This window comes from Streptomyces sp. x-19, assembly GCF_046549115.1.
Classification (GTDB): Bacteria; Actinomycetota; Actinomycetes; order Streptomycetales; family Streptomycetaceae; genus Streptomyces; species Streptomyces albulus_C.
The window spans coordinates 1-14,931 of record NZ_JAJPWK010000008.1 but is presented as its reverse complement, the minus strand read 5'-3'; the positions used below and the strand labels follow the sequence as shown (position 1 = coordinate 14,931).

Annotated in this window: 14 protein-coding genes and 2 pseudogenes; 13 read left to right on the top strand and 3 right to left on the bottom strand. The window is 70.4% G+C overall.

What is annotated here, in order from left to right; translation table 11 throughout:
• Positions 1-92: 92 nt before the first annotated feature.
• On the top strand, positions 93-1,181 hold the full coding sequence (locus tag ACLJT4_RS20530) for an alcohol dehydrogenase catalytic domain-containing protein (protein WP_411123825.1): 1,089 nt from the start codon (positions 93-95) through the stop codon (positions 1,179-1,181).
• Between the two features lie 653 nt (positions 1,182-1,834).
• Here ACLJT4_RS20530 and ACLJT4_RS20525 read toward each other — a convergent pair.
• Positions 1,835-2,986 carry a trans-sulfuration enzyme family protein gene (locus ACLJT4_RS20525; protein WP_411123823.1) on the bottom strand — a complete coding sequence of 384 codons (1,152 nt, stop codon included), beginning with the start codon at positions 2,984-2,986 and terminating at the stop codon, positions 1,835-1,837.
• Between the two features lie 135 nt (positions 2,987-3,121).
• Here ACLJT4_RS20525 and ACLJT4_RS20520 point away from each other — a divergent pair, with 135 nt between their 5' ends.
• From ACLJT4_RS20520 to ACLJT4_RS20500, 5 genes are all read left to right on the top strand, one after another.
• Positions 3,122-4,585: a PLP-dependent aminotransferase family protein gene (locus tag ACLJT4_RS20520; protein ID WP_411123821.1), complete on the top strand. Its 1,464-nt coding sequence runs from the start codon at positions 3,122-3,124 to the stop codon at positions 4,583-4,585.
• Between the two features lie 519 nt (positions 4,586-5,104).
• Positions 5,105-5,782, top strand: coding sequence for a leucine-rich repeat domain-containing protein (locus tag ACLJT4_RS20515; RefSeq protein WP_411123819.1), 678 nt, complete (start codon positions 5,105-5,107; stop codon positions 5,780-5,782).
• 147 nt (positions 5,783-5,929) lie between these two features.
• A complete protein-coding gene (locus ACLJT4_RS20510; RefSeq protein WP_411123817.1) occupies positions 5,930-6,232 on the top strand; it encodes a hypothetical protein in 303 nt (100 codons plus the stop codon).
• A 549-nt stretch (positions 6,233-6,781) separates the two neighbouring features.
• Entirely contained in the window at positions 6,782-6,907 is a 126-nt protein-coding gene (locus ACLJT4_RS20505; protein WP_411123815.1) for a hypothetical protein, read from the top strand.
• Complete coding sequence (locus tag ACLJT4_RS20500) at positions 6,904-7,377, top strand: hypothetical protein (protein ID WP_411123813.1); 474 nt, start codon at positions 6,904-6,906, stop codon at positions 7,375-7,377. The genes ACLJT4_RS20505 and ACLJT4_RS20500 overlap by 4 nt, the downstream gene beginning before the upstream one ends.
• A gap of 683 nt (positions 7,378-8,060) precedes the next feature.
• On the opposite strand, the gene ACLJT4_RS20495 is transcribed toward ACLJT4_RS20500, so the two are convergent.
• Positions 8,061-9,281 (bottom strand): alpha/beta hydrolase family protein, encoded by a 1,221-nt coding sequence (locus ACLJT4_RS20495; RefSeq protein ID WP_411123811.1) that lies wholly within the window; start codon positions 9,279-9,281, stop codon positions 8,061-8,063.
• Positions 9,282-9,375: 94 nt separating this feature from the next.
• On the opposite strand from ACLJT4_RS20495, the gene ACLJT4_RS20490 reads away from it, so the two are divergent.
• From ACLJT4_RS20490 to ACLJT4_RS20470, 5 genes and pseudogenes are all read left to right on the top strand, one after another.
• Entirely contained in the window at positions 9,376-9,972 is a 597-nt protein-coding gene (locus ACLJT4_RS20490; protein ID WP_037632836.1) for a TetR/AcrR family transcriptional regulator, read from the top strand.
• Between the two features lie 95 nt (positions 9,973-10,067).
• A pseudogene (locus ACLJT4_RS20485) lies at positions 10,068-10,910 on the top strand (transposase).
• Between the two features lie 562 nt (positions 10,911-11,472).
• Positions 11,473-11,763, top strand: coding sequence for a hypothetical protein (locus ACLJT4_RS20480; protein WP_411123809.1), 291 nt, complete (start codon positions 11,473-11,475; stop codon positions 11,761-11,763).
• A 129-nt stretch (positions 11,764-11,892) separates the two neighbouring features.
• Positions 11,893-12,168, top strand: a complete 276-nt coding sequence (locus ACLJT4_RS20475; protein WP_411123807.1) for a hypothetical protein — start codon at positions 11,893-11,895, stop codon at positions 12,166-12,168.
• Positions 12,169-12,432: 264 nt separating this feature from the next.
• Positions 12,433-12,837, top strand: a complete 405-nt coding sequence (locus tag ACLJT4_RS20470; protein ID WP_038515962.1) for a hypothetical protein — start codon at positions 12,433-12,435, stop codon at positions 12,835-12,837.
• A 125-nt stretch (positions 12,838-12,962) separates the two neighbouring features.
• Here the strand turns inward: ACLJT4_RS20470 and ACLJT4_RS20465 are convergent, their stop codons facing one another.
• Positions 12,963-14,045, bottom strand: a complete 1,083-nt coding sequence (locus ACLJT4_RS20465; RefSeq protein WP_411123805.1) for a PLP-dependent cysteine synthase family protein — start codon at positions 14,043-14,045, stop codon at positions 12,963-12,965.
• A gap of 169 nt (positions 14,046-14,214) precedes the next feature.
• Here ACLJT4_RS20465 and ACLJT4_RS20460 point away from each other — a divergent pair.
• Positions 14,215-14,568 (top strand): annotated as a pseudogene (locus ACLJT4_RS20460) (IS5/IS1182 family transposase); the annotation flags it as partial.
• 27 nt (positions 14,569-14,595) lie between these two features.
• Positions 14,596-14,880: a hypothetical protein gene (locus tag ACLJT4_RS20455; RefSeq protein ID WP_411123803.1), complete on the top strand. Its 285-nt coding sequence runs from the start codon at positions 14,596-14,598 to the stop codon at positions 14,878-14,880.
• Positions 14,881-14,931 lie beyond the last annotated feature (51 nt).

Below are 14,931 nucleotides of genomic sequence, written 5' to 3'. Positions count from 1 at the left end.
GCATACCACAGATGCCAGATCGTCGCTTCCCGCATACTCACCCAGCTCCTAGTGTCGATCTCACGAGCACGGACGAACACGGAGGCCATCACGTGCGAGCAGCAGTTCTGACGCAGTTCGGCGCCCCGCTCACGGTGCGGGAGGTGCCTGATCCCGAGGCCGGGGGAGGAGAGGTGGTGGTCGAGGTCCTCGCCGCCAGCGTGGCGCCCTACGCGGCCGAAGTCTTCAGCGGCGAGCGGAACTACCCCCTGGTCCCTCCTGTCGTGCCCGGTGTCGGCGGCGTGGGGCGGATCGTCCACGTCGGACCGGACGCCACCCGGCTGCGCGTCGGCGACCTGGTGTGGTGCGACTCCACGGTGCGCTCGCGGGACGACGCCCTGACGCCCGACATCACGCTCCAGGGCTGGAGTTCGCGCGGCGAGGGCGGCGCGCGGCTCGCCCGCCACCTGCACGACGGTTCGTTCGCCGAACTCATGCGGGTCCCGACGGAGAACGTTTTCCCGCTCCCCGCCGTGGCATGGGACGACCCGGCCCGCTGGGCCGCACTCACCGTGCACGCCATCTCCTACGGCGGGCTGCTGGCAGGCGGGCTCGCAGCCGGCGAGACGCTGCTCGTCAGCGGGGCCACCGGCAACCTCGGCAGCAGCGCGGTCGCGGTCGCGCTCGCGATGGGAGCGGGCCGCGTGGTCGCCCCGGGCCGCAACCAGGCCGCGCTCGACCTCCTCGCCGACCGGTTCGGTCCGCGGCTGCGCCCGGTCCCGCTGACCGGGGACGAGGCCACCGACCGCGCGGCGATGTCCGCGGCGGCCGACGGCCCGATCGACATGGTGATCGACCTGCTCCCGCCGAGCGCACCCAGCTCGGCTGCGCGCGCGGCGGCCATGACCGTGCGCGAGTACGGCCGCGTCGTCCTCATGGGCGGCGTCGGCATGCTCGGCGGCGACGACCTCGCACTCCCGTACCCATGGCTCATGCGCAACTCGATCACCGTGCGCGGGCAGTGGATGTACCCGCGCACGGCCAACGTCGGCATCATCCGCCTCCTCGCCTCGGGCACGCTGGATCTCGCCCCCGAACGAGTCCGGACGTTCGGCCTCGATGCCGTCAACGACGCCCTCGCGTACGCCGCCGCGCACGGCGGCCCGTTCGACCGCACCAGCCTCACCCCATCGGCCGGCTGACGAGGCCCACTGACCCCCACCACCCGCACGACCACCATTCCTACCTACGGGAACAGGCGGCCATACGGCTGCTGTGTGACGTGAACGAAACCCAACGAGGCTCGGCCGGCTACCGCTTCCTGGCGAAGCTGCCGGTGTCCATCTCGGTGCGGATGCCGAGTTCGACCAGGCGTTTCAACTTGGCTCGGGTGCCTTCACAGTCCTTCGGCAGCAGGGTGTGGTGGAGGGCTTCGACGGTCGGTGTCGGTTTTGCGCGCCCCGGCCCGGCTGGAGTTGTCCGACCATGCGTGGGAGGTGCTGGCGCAGGTGGGCGGGAACGTGGCGGTGCTGTACCGGCATCTGAAGCAGTCGGGCCGGCGCCTTCGCTGGCGTCGTCCTACAGCCTGGTCATTCGTCGCGGGCTCGTCGGGGACCGGGGGCTCGCCGAGCGGGCTGCCTTGCCGCTGGTCCCGGCCGCAGCCTGCCGCCGCTCGGCCGCCGGCCGCCCTCCGGGCTGACGGGTGCCGTCTGACCCGCACCCGCGCCGGGAATCCGTCGGTGCTCAGTCCTGCCGCGGAGCCGCGGTCGGCGCCCCCGGCTCTGCGGTCGCCCCTGGGCGTTTGCCGCTTCCGCCGGGCTGCTGCTCGGGATCCTTTGGGGCCTCGCGGTGACGATCAGTTCGTGGCCGTCTTGTTCAGTGCCTGTTCCAAGTCCGCCCACAGGTCCTCGACATCCTCGATGCCGACGGCCAGGCGGATGGTGCCCTCGTCGATGCCGGCCGCGGCTCTGGCCTCGGGGGTGAGCTGGCGGTGCGAGGTGCTGGCCGGGTGGAGGACGAACGTGCGCACGTCGCCCAGTGAGGCGTTGACGGAGGCGAGTTCGACGCTGGCCATCAGCGCCCGACCGGCGCGTGCGCCCCCTGCGACGTCGAAGGCGAGCAGGCCCCCGCCACCGGTCAACTGGCGCCGTGCCACCTCGTGGTCGGGGTGGGTCTCCAGCGTCGGGTAGTGGACGGCGAGCACGGCCGGATGGGCGGCGAGGCGCTCGGCCAGGACGAGGGCGCTCTCGCACTGCCTGGCGATGCGCAGGCCCAGGGTCTGCATGCCGCGCAGCGTCAGCCAGGCGGCGAACGGGTCCAGCACGGCGCCGTGTTCGAGGGAGTGCTCCCACGCCCTTCGGTGGACGGCGGCATCGCGGAAGACGGCGACGCCGCCGAGGACGTCTGCGTGGCCGCCCAGGTACTTGGTGGCCGAGTGGAGCACGATGTCCGCGCCGTGCTCCAAGGGCCGGCAGAGCAAGGGGGTGGCGAAGGTGTTGTCGACGACGGTCAGCACGTCTGCGCGGTCGGCCACCGAGGCGGCCAGCGCGCTCAGGTCACAGACCCAGGTGGTGGGGTTGGCGATGGTCTCCAGGTACAGCACACGGGTCCGGGGACGCAGCGCTGCGCGCACCTCCTGGGCGTCCTGTCCGGAGACGAAGGTGACCTCCACGCCCCAGCGCTCGGCCAGGTCCGTCAGCGCGGCGTGCGTGCCGCCGTAGAGGCTGCGCTGGGCCACCACATGGTCGCCCGAGCTGAGGAGGGTGCGAAGGACCGTGCTGATCGCGCCCATGCCGGAAGCGGTGGCCAGCGCGGCCGCGCCGCCTTCCAAACCGACCATGGCCAACTCGAAGGCACGGACCGTGGGGTTGCCGTGGCGGGCGTAGACGAAGGCACCGTCCGGGGAGCCGAATGCCTCCGCCAGCGCTTCGGCGTCCTCGAAGCGGAAGACGTGCCCCTGATAGAGGGGCGTGGTCAGCGGGGTGCTCCCGGAAACGTCCGGAAGCACGTGGTGAACGGTTCGGGTCTGCGGGCGAAAGCTCATGACGGGAAGTCTGTGGGGAACCCGGTTGCTCCAACAGAGCCAATCGTGCAGATTGGTTTGCCGATGAGGCCAATGACGCCGGGCGCACCGGTTGAACCCGTGGAATCGCTCACGTCCCGGCTGGGGCGCTGGTCCGCCGGCCGGGGCCCGCTCTACCTGCTGCTGGCGGCACGACTCCGACAGATGATCGAGGACGGGCTCCTGCGGCCCGGTGCGGCACTGCCTCCCGACCGCACTCTGGCCACAGCCCTGGCCGTGGGACGCAGCACAGTCGTCGCGGCGTACGAAACCCTGCGGCAGGAAGGAAAGATCACCCGCCGGCAGGGCAGCGGCACCCGGGTAGCCGAGGCAGCGCTTTCACCAGTCCGCAACATGCCGGAGAAGGCCGCCGGCCCCGCCGGCGTGCGGGACACCTCCAACCCCCTCTTCCTCCACCTGCTCGAACCCGCCCACGACGTCGTCATGTTGAGCTGCGCCGCTCCCGCCGGCCCGCCACCGCAACTCGTGGACGCCTACCGCTCCCTCGCCTTCCCATCCGACGCAGACCTCGGCTACCACCCCGCTGGAGTCCCCGCGCTGCGCGAGGAGATCGCCGCGCGGTACACCGCCCGAGGCGTCGCCACAGGGCCCGAGCACATCCTGGTCACCACGGGCGCCCAACAGGCCCTCTCCCTGCTCACCCGACACTTCGTGACGCCGGGCGACAGCGTGCTGGTGGAGGCGCCGACCTACGCGGGAGCGCTGGACGTCTTCCGGGAGGCCGCCGGAGTGCCGCTGCCGGTGTCCGCCGGCGCGGACGGCATCGACGTGGCCGCCGCCGAGCGCGCCATGGCCGCCGAACGCCCCGCACTCGGCTACGTCATATCCTGCTTCCACAACCCCACAGGCGGCGTACTGCCACCGCTGGCGGGGCGCCGGCTCGTCGAGGCGGCGCGACGGTACGGGGTGCCGCTGATCGATGACGAGGTGCTGGCCGAACTGCCGTTGGGCGGACCAGCCCCCCGACCCCTCGCCGCGTTCGGCGACGTCATCAGCATCGGCTCGCTGAGCAAACTGCTCTGGGGCGGCCTGCGCATCGGCTGGGTACGAGGCGAGGCGGGGCTGATCTCCCGGCTGTCCCGCCTCAAGGCCCTGCACGATCTGGGCAGCGACGTACCCACCCAACTGGCCGCCGTACGACTGCTGACAGACCTGGACGAGCTACTGGGCACGCGCCGCGCCCGGCTGCGGACCTGCCACGACCACCTGCGGGCCGAACTGGAGCGGCTGTTGCCGTCATGGCACTGCCCGCCGGTCCCGGGCGGACAGACGTTGTGGGCACGGCTACCGCACGGCGACGGCACCTCCTTCGCCCAACTCGGGCTGCGGCACGGGGTAGCGGTGCTCCCAGGAGCAGCCCTCGACATCACGGGGCACAGTAACGCCTACCTGCGGCTGCACTTCCTCCATGAGCCGGCGGTACTGACACAGGCGGTCGAGCGGCTCGCCCGCGCCTGGCACGCCTACCGGACCGCACCGCCCCAGCCTCGTACGGGCGCCGCACTCAACGCCATCGTCGTGTGACCCTGACGCACCACCCCCCCACAGGCCAAGACACCTCGCCGGCGCGGGCCCCGCCCATCGATCGACGCATCAGACGTCGCCGTGGGGCCCCGCCTCGTTCGCCCCGCTGGAGCCGGCCGTCCACCGCGCCTGGACGCGGCAGCACGATGGTGGACCGCGGCACTGGAGGCTGGCCTGCTGCCTGGCGCGCTCGCCCGCGCTGGGGAGTTGGCCGATGTCGCCTCGGCGGACGAGTGTGCCTGCCCTGGCCCGGCGTGGCGCCGGCCACACCCCCGCCCAGAGATGACCGGTGACCTTCCCGCGGGCCCCGCGTCGGCTCACTGTGGACGAGCCGTATTCACGGCTTTCCCGGGTCGCCGGGGACGTTGCACGCACTGAACATGCCGAGGCTGGCTGATCCCGTTCCGGAGTGGCTGCCTGTTTCGAAGTCCCGGATGAGAATCGAGGCTCAGGACCGTCGACGAAGGCGAGAAGGCCGTGAGGCACACACTGAACCTATGGCGCCAAAAGCTCGGAGAAGTGCCCGACTCAGTCTGGCAACAGTCCGAACTTCGCGTGCTGATCCTTGCGAATAACGGACTCACGGCCCTCCCGCCAAGGATCGGAGGACTGCACAGGCTGACAACCCTGGATCTTGGACACAACGCGCTCACGTCGCTACCCGACGAATTGGGCAATCTCAACGAGCTCAGTGACTGCCTCTACTTGCACGACAACCAGCTGTCACGAATTCCGGACAGCCTGGGAAAACTGACTCGGCTGCGTTACCTCAACATCGGTGAGAACTCCCTCACTACCCTCCCCGAGAGCATCGGGAGGATGACCAGCCTCATCGAGTTCAGGGCACAGCACAACCGGCTCACCACGTTGCCCGACTCCATCGGCCAACTCCGCAACCTGCGTGAGCTCTGGCTTCGAGGAAACACGATCGAGCACTTGCCGCCGTCGACCGCCCAACTGCACGAACTTCGTCATGTGGACCTGCGCGAGAACTCCGTGGCCGAGCTGCCGCGGTCACTGATCGATCTCCCGCGGCTGCGTCAGATCGACCTGCGGAGCAACCGTCTCAGCCAGCTTCCGGACTGGCTCACCCTGCTTCCATCGCTGGAGAAGCTGGATCTGCGATGGAACGATATTGATCCCGCCCTACCGCTACTGACCGAACTCGACCGACAGGGATGCGTCGTCTTGACATGAACGAGAAGACACGCGATTTCGCACATAGCAGTGCCGCCATTTCTCGTGAACACCACGAGCGGGTTGTTCACTACTGGCCCGCGCGGTCTGGTGCGGGGGTGGGCCGGCTGCGCCGCGACGTCGAGGCGTTCGCGTCCGCCGCGGCGCGTGGTCTTCGTCGTCGACCTGGTCGAGGTGCGCTTCGGCGACCTGGCGGCCTTCGTGGGGCTGCTGTTGGCCCGCGCGATCCTCGACGTCGCCGTGGCCGGCGGGTCGCTGCTGCGGATGCGCAGTTGCACGCCCGATTGGTTGCCGCGCGTCCGCTCGCCGCCGGTGTCGCGGGCGTGGGGGAGTGGTGGGCCGGGCGGTCCAGGCCGCGCTGCGGCTGCTGGCCGGCCGTCCCCAGAGGGCGCCCGGCTGGTCGCCCTGGTGCTGCGGAGGGGGCCCGCCGGAACTCGCCGGCGGCCTTGAGCGGTGGGTGCGTGCCGTGCTCGGCTCGGCGCCCTTACCGGCCGAGGCGGAGAAGGTCCTGCCTGTTCTGGCCGCGGGTGTGGGCCTGGTCTCCGGTGCTCCGAGACGCCCCCGGCCGGCTTCGCTGCGGCCCGCGGTGCGCCGACGTCAGCCGGTCGGGCCACCCGACCCTGTCCTGTCGACTGCTGGATGCCTCTCAGGCGCCTCCAGTACCGAGGTCTGGCTGCTGCAGGTCACCGACGTCGACCCGATGACTCACACGGTCCGGTCGGCAAACGGCCGCACCCTGGGCCGCTGGACCTGCCTCTTGGACGGTGCTGCGACGCCGCCTCGTCCACCGCGAGGCATGGCCCACCCTGCCTGATCCGCAGTACCCGACTCGTCGACCTGGTGAACACCACGGACCCAAGCTCGTCGCCGCGGCGTTTGGCATGGACCCGCAAGCCGCCCTGAACTATCTCGCCGACCACGCCGACCACGCCGACTCTGGGCCCCTGGCCAGCACAAATCGTGGTGACGGGTGAGCAACCGACATCTATCCTCTACCGAATGGCCGAGCACATCCCCAAGCACATCCCCAAGCACATCCCCAAGCACATCCCCAAACACCCCGAATCCTCGGAAGCCGTCATCCGTTCCGAGGACTCCCTCGGCGCCCGGGAGAGGCTTTCATGACTGATCTGCAGCTGACCTGGACACTCAGGGGACACGGCTGGGCCGACTGCCGCGTGGCCGACGCGCGGGCCGAGGCCGACGTCACCGCCTCGTACATCACCGAGGCACCCGAGGATTTCCTGACAGCCGTCGCCCGACTTTTCGCCGGTGAGACAGAAACCCGTGTGCAGTTCGAGGCCGAGCCCACTGCCTTCCGATGGATCTTCTATCGCGAAGGCGCTGCCGTATGGATTCGGCTGCTGAAACTGGCGCACGGCAGTGACCACGACAATGCCGGGACCGAGATCTGGTCCACACTGCAGAGCATCGACGTTGTCGCCCAAGCGGTGATCCGGTGCTTCGACGAGGTGGCGAGGCATCAGGGGGAAAGCGGATACCGGGGCAAGTGGGGTGAACACTTCCCTCGTGCTGAACTCGAAGCCCTCAGAGCTGCCCGGCGTGAGCACCCGGGTGAGGCGAAAGCGTCCTGAGTGCTGGTGAACCTGTCGCCCTTCGGCACCGCCTGGCACAGGTTCCCTCAAGCACACCACCGCGCCCGGCGCGGAGGGCCGGTTGGAAAATCTGTGGCCAGCCCGCTCGCGGCCGCAGCCGCCCCGGTGCGCTCCTCGCGGGCCCGGCCCGGCGGCGCCGGTCGCCGTCGCCGCGTTGGTTGTAGTCCTTGGGCGCTCGTGGTGCCGCCCGGCCCGGCGGTCGGTCGGTCGGGCACGGTCCTGTGTTCGCTGGCTGTTGGACTGCCGGCGACTGGTGCCCTGTCGGCTTCGCGCCGCCCGGCCGATGGTTGCGGCCAGGCAGTCCGCCTTGACGACCACCGCTGCGGGTTGTGCCGGGTCGCTGCCGGGCCTGCCTGCGGCGGGCGGCACACCGCCGGGCGACGGCTGGAGCGCCACGGCCGTGCCCCAGTTGAGGCCCGGTGGCGGGTCGAGTCCCGGACGCTGCGCTGTGCTGCCGCGTGCCGTCGTGACGGCCCAGCGGCCCCTCCCGGCCGTGGCGTGTTCCTGGCGAGGCGGGCGCGACGTACCGGCCCGTGGGGGTACGCCACGGGCCGGCAGCGGCAAGGTGAGTTGAGCGGAGGGCAGTCGAACACGGCTGGAACAGCGATGGCGCACAAGCCACCGCTCACGACTGCCCTGTGCAGGGCAGTTGAGTCAGGTTCTCAGGCGCTTTCGGCCATGACGTCGTCCAGCCAGTCGTACACGCGGGCGAAGGCCAGGCGTTGGGCGCCCGCCTGGCAGTGCGCGTCCGCGCCCAGTACGGCGGTGAACTCCAGCAGCGTTTTGGGGCAGGTCAGGTGCTTGTGGAGCAGTTCGGGCTGGCCCTCGAAGAACACGTCGTCCGGGGCCGAGCAGACCAGGGTGGGGCAGGTGATCTTCTGGGCGATGCCGTCGCGCAGGTGATAGTCGAGGAAGGTGGCGAAGACCCCACGCGGGGTGTCGGCCCCCATGACGTACCTGCCCTGGTCGACGAGCCAGCGAATCTTGGGGCTGGCGGCCATGGCCGCCTCCACGGCGGCGTCGAGCTCGGGGTCGCGGTCGGCGCGCAGCCGCCGTTCGGCCTCGGCGCGGTCGAGGGACAGGAAGCCGGTGGCCATGTCGCCCAGGTCGTAGACGCCGTCGAGGGCGATGACGGCGGCGAGGCGGTGCTCGAAGGCCGCGGCGCGTGGCGCGAGCAGGCCGCCCATGCTGTTGCCCAGCAGGGCGACCCGGGTGGGGTCGACTTCGGGGCGGGTGAGGGCGTAGTCGAGGACGGGGCCGACTGCGTTCTCCCAGTCGGGACGGAACACCAGACCGTGGTGGTGGCGGGTGCCCGGCTGGCCGGGGCCGTCGAAGGACAGGACGTTGTAGCCGCGCTCGACTGCCGCGGCGGCGCCGCCGAAGTGCATTTCCTCGGCCGTGCCGTCGAACCCGTTGAACATGACCACGGTCGGCCGGGCGGCGCCCGAGTCGTCGGCGCGGTACAGGTACCCCGGCAGCACGGTGTCCTCGTAGGGGATCTCCACCGGCTCGATGACCGGGGTGAACAGCGCGGCGGCCTGGCGGAAACACCTCACCGACGCGTCGTATGCGTGCAGGATGCGCGGGTCCGTGGCGTCGCCGTGCAGGAAGAACTCGGCGCTTCGGTAGTAGTTCGACGCCCGCAGGAAGGCGTCCCGGGCGCTGACGCGGTGCCCGCCGGCCAGGGCCGTACGTCCCTCGTCGGCTACCAGGTCGGCGGTGGCGAGCCACTCGTCATGCCAGCTGTCGTAGTCGCCGGCGGTGATCCGCTGAGTGGTCACCACGACCTCTCCGAAGTCGGCGCCGCCGTAGGCGATGTGCCCGAAGGACCGCAGTGTCTCGAACCAGAACGAAGGGTTGTGCGGGAAGAACAGGGGTTCCATCGACACTCCTAAAGCAGTTGTTGGCTGCGTTTAGCGGGACTGTAGGGTCGCGGAAACAGCAAACGCAAGTCTCGACTGCGTTAAAGTGGGGATCATGGAGAGGCAACGAGAGCCGGCCCGCCGGCCCGGTGGCCGGGCGGCGCGCGTCCGCGCGGCAGTGCATCAGGCGGTCGCCGACCTGGCCGGCGACCGCGGATACGGGAACTTCACCGTCGGCGACGTCGCCGCCCGCGCGGGCGTGGCCGACACGAGCATCTACCGCCGTTGGGGAAACCTGGAAGCCCTCCTCTCGGACGTGGCCATCACCCGGCTCACCACGACCTCGCCCACCCCCGACACCGGCAGCCTGGAGGGCGATCTGCGCACCTACGCGGCCACCGCCGCCCGCGACGTCGCCGGGCCGGACGGGATGGCGATACTGCGCCTGGCCCTCTCCCTGTCCAACTCCGGGCAGCCGGGCCTGGAGGCCCGCGACGCGTTTCTCGCCGAACGCACCCGCCAGCTACAGGCCATGCTCGACCGGGCCCGGGATCGAGGCGAACACCCGCCGGACGTCCTCCAGGTGCTCGATCTCATCCTGTCCCCGATGTACATCCGCATCCTGTTCGGAACGGGCCCGCTCACTCCCGCCTACACCGACGAACTGGTCGACCGCCTGCTGTGCCTGCACACCGCCGCCGGAGGGGGGTGAGTTGTCCTTGAGTGCTACCGGGACCTCCGGTACGACCTGCCGTCTCAGGCTCTCGAACGGGTCCCGAACTTGGGGTAGGGGTACCGCGGTTCCCGATGGCCGCGGTGGTCTTCGCGCAATCGTGTGCCTGTGATGCGCGTGAGCTCTTATCCGGGTCCCGGCGGGAGGCGTACGCGCTGGTGTCCCGTTTCCGGGGCGCCTTCTTCACGTGCCTGACCAGGCGACGCGATGAGCTGTTCGAGCTCACCGACGCCGTGCCGTGCGCGGAAGGACCGGTGAAGTCCCCGGTCGGCCCGACCTTGCTGGTCGAGCACCGGCGTGGGCACGGCGCGCTGTACAGAGGTCTGGGCCGCGGCGACATCGACGTCGAGCGGCTACGCAGGCTGCTGGCCGGCCTGCCGCTGCCGTAGTTCGACGGCGGGCGTCTGGTGCTGGCGGTGGACGTGTCGCCGTGGCTGCGTCCGGACGGGCCGCGCTCCGCGCGGCGGTCGTTCTGCCACGTCTACGGGCGGGCGAAGGACAACGCGCAGGTCATTCCGGGATGGCCGTACTCGCTCGTCGCCGCCCTCGAACCCGGCGCCACCTCCTGGACCGCGGTCTTGGCTGGTGTCCGGCTGGGGCCCGCGGACGACGCGACCGCCGTCACCGCGGCGGCCCAGCTGTGCGACGTCGTCCAGCACTTGGTCCTCGCCGGGCAGTGGCGGGCCGGGGACGTGGACATCACGATCGTCGCCGACGCCGGCTACGACCTTCCCCGGCTGGCCTGGGTCCTGCGGGACCTGCCCGTCGAGGTCGTCGGACGCCGGTGCAGCGACCGGGTGCTGTGGCGACAAGCTCACAGCCATACCCAGAACCCCTGGGCCCGCCGATCTTACGAAGGACCAGCTCAGACTCACGCTTGGAAGGTAGGACAAGCCGAGCCGAGCGACATCAGTTGATCGGAGACAGCCTCGGCGGGTCTTGAAGTCCGAGGGGGCCGGGGCAGAGAGCCGGTTGTCGGGCGGGCCTCAGGAGGGGGACGAATCTCAACACGCTGAGCTCGACAGGGAAGCCTCGTGGGAGCTCTCGTCCCGCCCATACGCCCGCGACAGACCGAGCGCCCACAGCACCGGCCCGGACCCTTCACCGGGTTGACGGCCGGCCGGTCCCGCGCCGGGGCTGTCAACCGTTCACGGTGCCGCCGGCGGCTCGTTCCGCTGGGCCCACGCGGCCTGGGGTGCGCTTGCGGGCCTGCTGCGCCGCGGCGTCGAGGCCGCCGTGCCCTGGACGGGGTCTGCCTCCGCGGCCCGGCCGCTTTCCTGGACCGCCGTTGGCCCGCCCGGTCCGCGGCCTCGCTATGGCGGACGCCGCGGCCGGTCTCCCGCTCGCCGAGCGGATGTGAGCGTTGTCGACGGGGCGACGCTGCGGATGTGCAGTTGCAGGCCCGACTGGTCGGCTCGCATCTGGCCGCGTTCACGCCTGCCGCGAGCGCCACAGGCACGGGTATCGTGGCCACCGGCGGTGTCGCGAGCGTGGGGGCACGGTGGGACGGGGCGGTCGCTGCCGCGGTGCGGCTGCTGGTCGGCCGGCCATGAGAAGGCCGTCACCGCTATCGACGCCCCGCCTGCCCGGCCCGGCCACGCCGGCGAGTTCACCGCCGCGCACCCCGAGTGGTACGCGCTGGCCGTCGCCGGCCGCGGCGTGGCTGTGCTGGGCCGGGATGTCCCGCTGCTGCTGGCCGCCGACCGGCTGCGTGACGCAGCGCGTGGGCACCCGCCCGACGTCACGGGTACCCCGCGCACGCCCTGCTGACCAGCGCCGGTGACATCTTGGGCGATCCGGCAACCGCCGGGCGCGAGTTGACCGCCGGCCCGGGCCCCGGCGGCGCGGCCGCGGCCTCCCGATCCCCGCAACGCCCCGATCGCCCGCCTCAAGGACCAGATGGACAAGGACGAGGAGTTGCTGTGCGGTCGGGTCTACGGAGGAGACCACGACCACCCCCGGCCTGGCCCGAAGCCTGGCCGGGCCTATGCCGAGCTGGTCGGCGGCCCGCTGGACGGCCTGCTGCTCGACATCACTGGCTGGACACAGGATCAGATCGACAGCGGCGTCGCCCTCCAGACGGAGCTGGGACGGTTCGGCGTCGGCGGCCGCGCCACGTACGACCCGCGCCCTGGCGACTCAGCTCGCTTCGACTGGAGCGGCGACACCCCCTGACCGCGGCTCGTCGGATCACCTTCTCCCCCTTCTTTCGGTTACGTGAACCGACCATGTCTCACGGCTGCGCCGTGGCAGAGTCTCCTCATGCAGATCTCCGGATCCAGACGCGTTGCTGCCGTTCTCTTCCTGGGTGCCACGGTGGCCCTGACCGCGTGTGGACAGCAGCGCGTGGGCCCGGCGGCGAACGGCCCAGCCGCGAGCCCCGTTGGCACCCTCTCCCCGTCGCCGTCACCTACCCCAGCAGGCCCCGCACCAGGCAACGTGGAGTCCGATGCCCATGACGGAGCTCCGCACTACCGCGAGAACAACGGCTTCAAGATCCCCAGGAACATGTCCGCGGCCAGCGAGGATGCCGCCCGCACAGAAGCCGCCCGCATCGAACCCGTCCTCAAGCGGCTCTGGAAGGCGAAGGCGTGGGACGCCCAGCGGGTGCGCGAGGAGTTGCTCAAGCTCGGTTACCGCAATGAGGGCCCCGACAGCGAACAGGGACGTGGAACGCTCGTGGTGCAGGCCCACGAGCCCGGCAGCAACCCAGGCGCCAGCGTCGCCCTCTACGTCCGCCGCGACGCCTGCGTCACCGCGTTCGTCCAGTCGACGAACTACGAGGTCAAGGTCAACGGCCGGTTCCTGGAGACCGGTTGCTTCGAACCACGCGGCGGTCACTGAGCGCGCGCGGGCGACGTCCCGCGCGGTCGGCACTGACCCCTCTCAGCGAAGTCAGTCTCCGTCTCAGTCAATCCAGCCGGGATAGAGGTCTGAGGGGCATCCGCGTCCGGCTGCCACGCGGGTCGCTACCCGACCGGCCAGTCCCCGGTACGGGCGAAGAGCTCGATGTCGGCCTCGTACGGCGCGGGGTCGAGTCCCCGCGCACGCACCCACTCCGTATTGAGGTGGGTGTTCCGGTACGGATCAGCGACGTCGCCGATGACGGTGACGACGCTGCCTTGCATCCCCGCTTGACGCATCCGTGCCACGAGGTGGCACGTTCCCCAGAAGTTGGTGCCGGTCGACGGTCCGGCTTCGATCCCGGCAGCAGTGCGAAGCCACCGCAGGGCTGCGATGGACGCCGCGTCCGGCACCGGGATCATCAGGTCGATCACCGCTGGCAGGAAGCCGGGCTCGGTGCGTGGACGACCGATGCCAGGTATCCGCGAAGGCATCCCCGCGGTGTAGTCGCCACACCCGCTCGCCCACGCGGGGAAGTATGCGGAGTTCTCCGGGTCCACTACGGCCAGCCGAGTCGGATGACCGTGTCGCCGCAAGTGGCGTCCGATGGCTGCCGAAGTCGCCCCGGTTCCGGCCCCAGTGACGATCCACTCCGGGATCGGGTGCGGTTCCCCGCTCATCTGATCGAAGATCTCGTCGGCGATCGTCGGCTCACCACACCCGGCCACCGCCCGCTCCGCGTCGCGGAAATGGTCCAGAAAGTGGCCGCCAAGCTGCTTGGCCAACGCCCTCGCCTCCTCCTGCACCGCGGCGGGCGGCTGCTCACCCACCAGCCACCGTCCGCCCTCCCCTTCGATCCTGGCCAGGACGTCCGCAGAGGTCTTCGCCGGTACGACGGCGGTGAACACCAGGCCCAGCAATCTCGCGAAGTGAGCTCCGGCGACAGCAACCGCTCCGCTCGTAGCCGCGATCACCGGAGTGTCCGACCTGATAGCGCCGCTGGCGATCGCTTCACAAAACATGGCCCGCACCAGGCGATACTTCAGGCTGCCGGTGGGATGCGCGGACTCGTCCTTGATGTAGATCTCGACGTCCCGGATCGCGGCTAGCGGAAGCGGGCGCAGGGGCGTCGGTGTCCGATGCAGGCCGCCTGTCCGTATCCGCCGGAGCGCGTCGGCAGCCCACGAGTTGGGGTGATCCGTGGTCATGACCGGACCCTACTGGAGGCGCGGCACCGGGCCGGTCGCGATGCTCAGCAGTCATTGTCGACAACGAAGCTGTCACTGGGCCTACTACCGCGCTTCAGCTCGGCCAATTGCCTGGTCGACTGGATTGGATGACATGGCGGGCTAGCTTCGGCGAGAACGGTTCCAGCCGGTCCTCGACAGTATCCGAGTGCCCAGGACCGGCCCCGGTCGGCCTCGCACGAAGCCGAAGGGGGTGCGCGCGGACAAGGCGTACGGCTCCCGCACGAACCGCGTCTACCTCCGCCAATGCGACGTGGCGTGCACCATCCCGGAGAAAGCAGACCAGATTCGCAACCGCCGAAAGCTCGGCTCCCGCGGTGGTCGTCCGCCCAAGTTCGACAAGGACGACTACCAGCAGCGGCACGCGGTCGAGTGCGGGATCAATCGGCTCAAGCGCCACCGTGCGGTCGCGACGAGGTACGACAAACTCACCGTCCGCTGTCACGCGACGGTGCTGGTCGCCGCAACAAACGAGTGGCCGTGAGACATCCGCCGCTGCGACCATGCGGCAGTGGGCGCAGATCTCCCTGACGGATGGACGATCGGGCGGGTCCGTTCCGTATCGGGCGATGCCGAAGCGGTCCTGCTCTCGCTTGAACGACTCGTCGTTGTCGAACAGTACGGTGCGGCCGACTATGACGTCCTCCAGCCTGACGTCATTCTGTCCTTCCATGACCTGTGCCTTGCACGTGCCGACGACGACTGGTTCATGGGACAGCTTGACGGCGGAAATGCGAAGCTCCCCGTAGGCGGTTCGATCGCCTCCCCGCAGGCGGACACGGGATCTCCCCGTTGATGGACGCGTGATCCTTCCGGTGTCTTTATGTACCGGCCTGTTCCTTTGGTC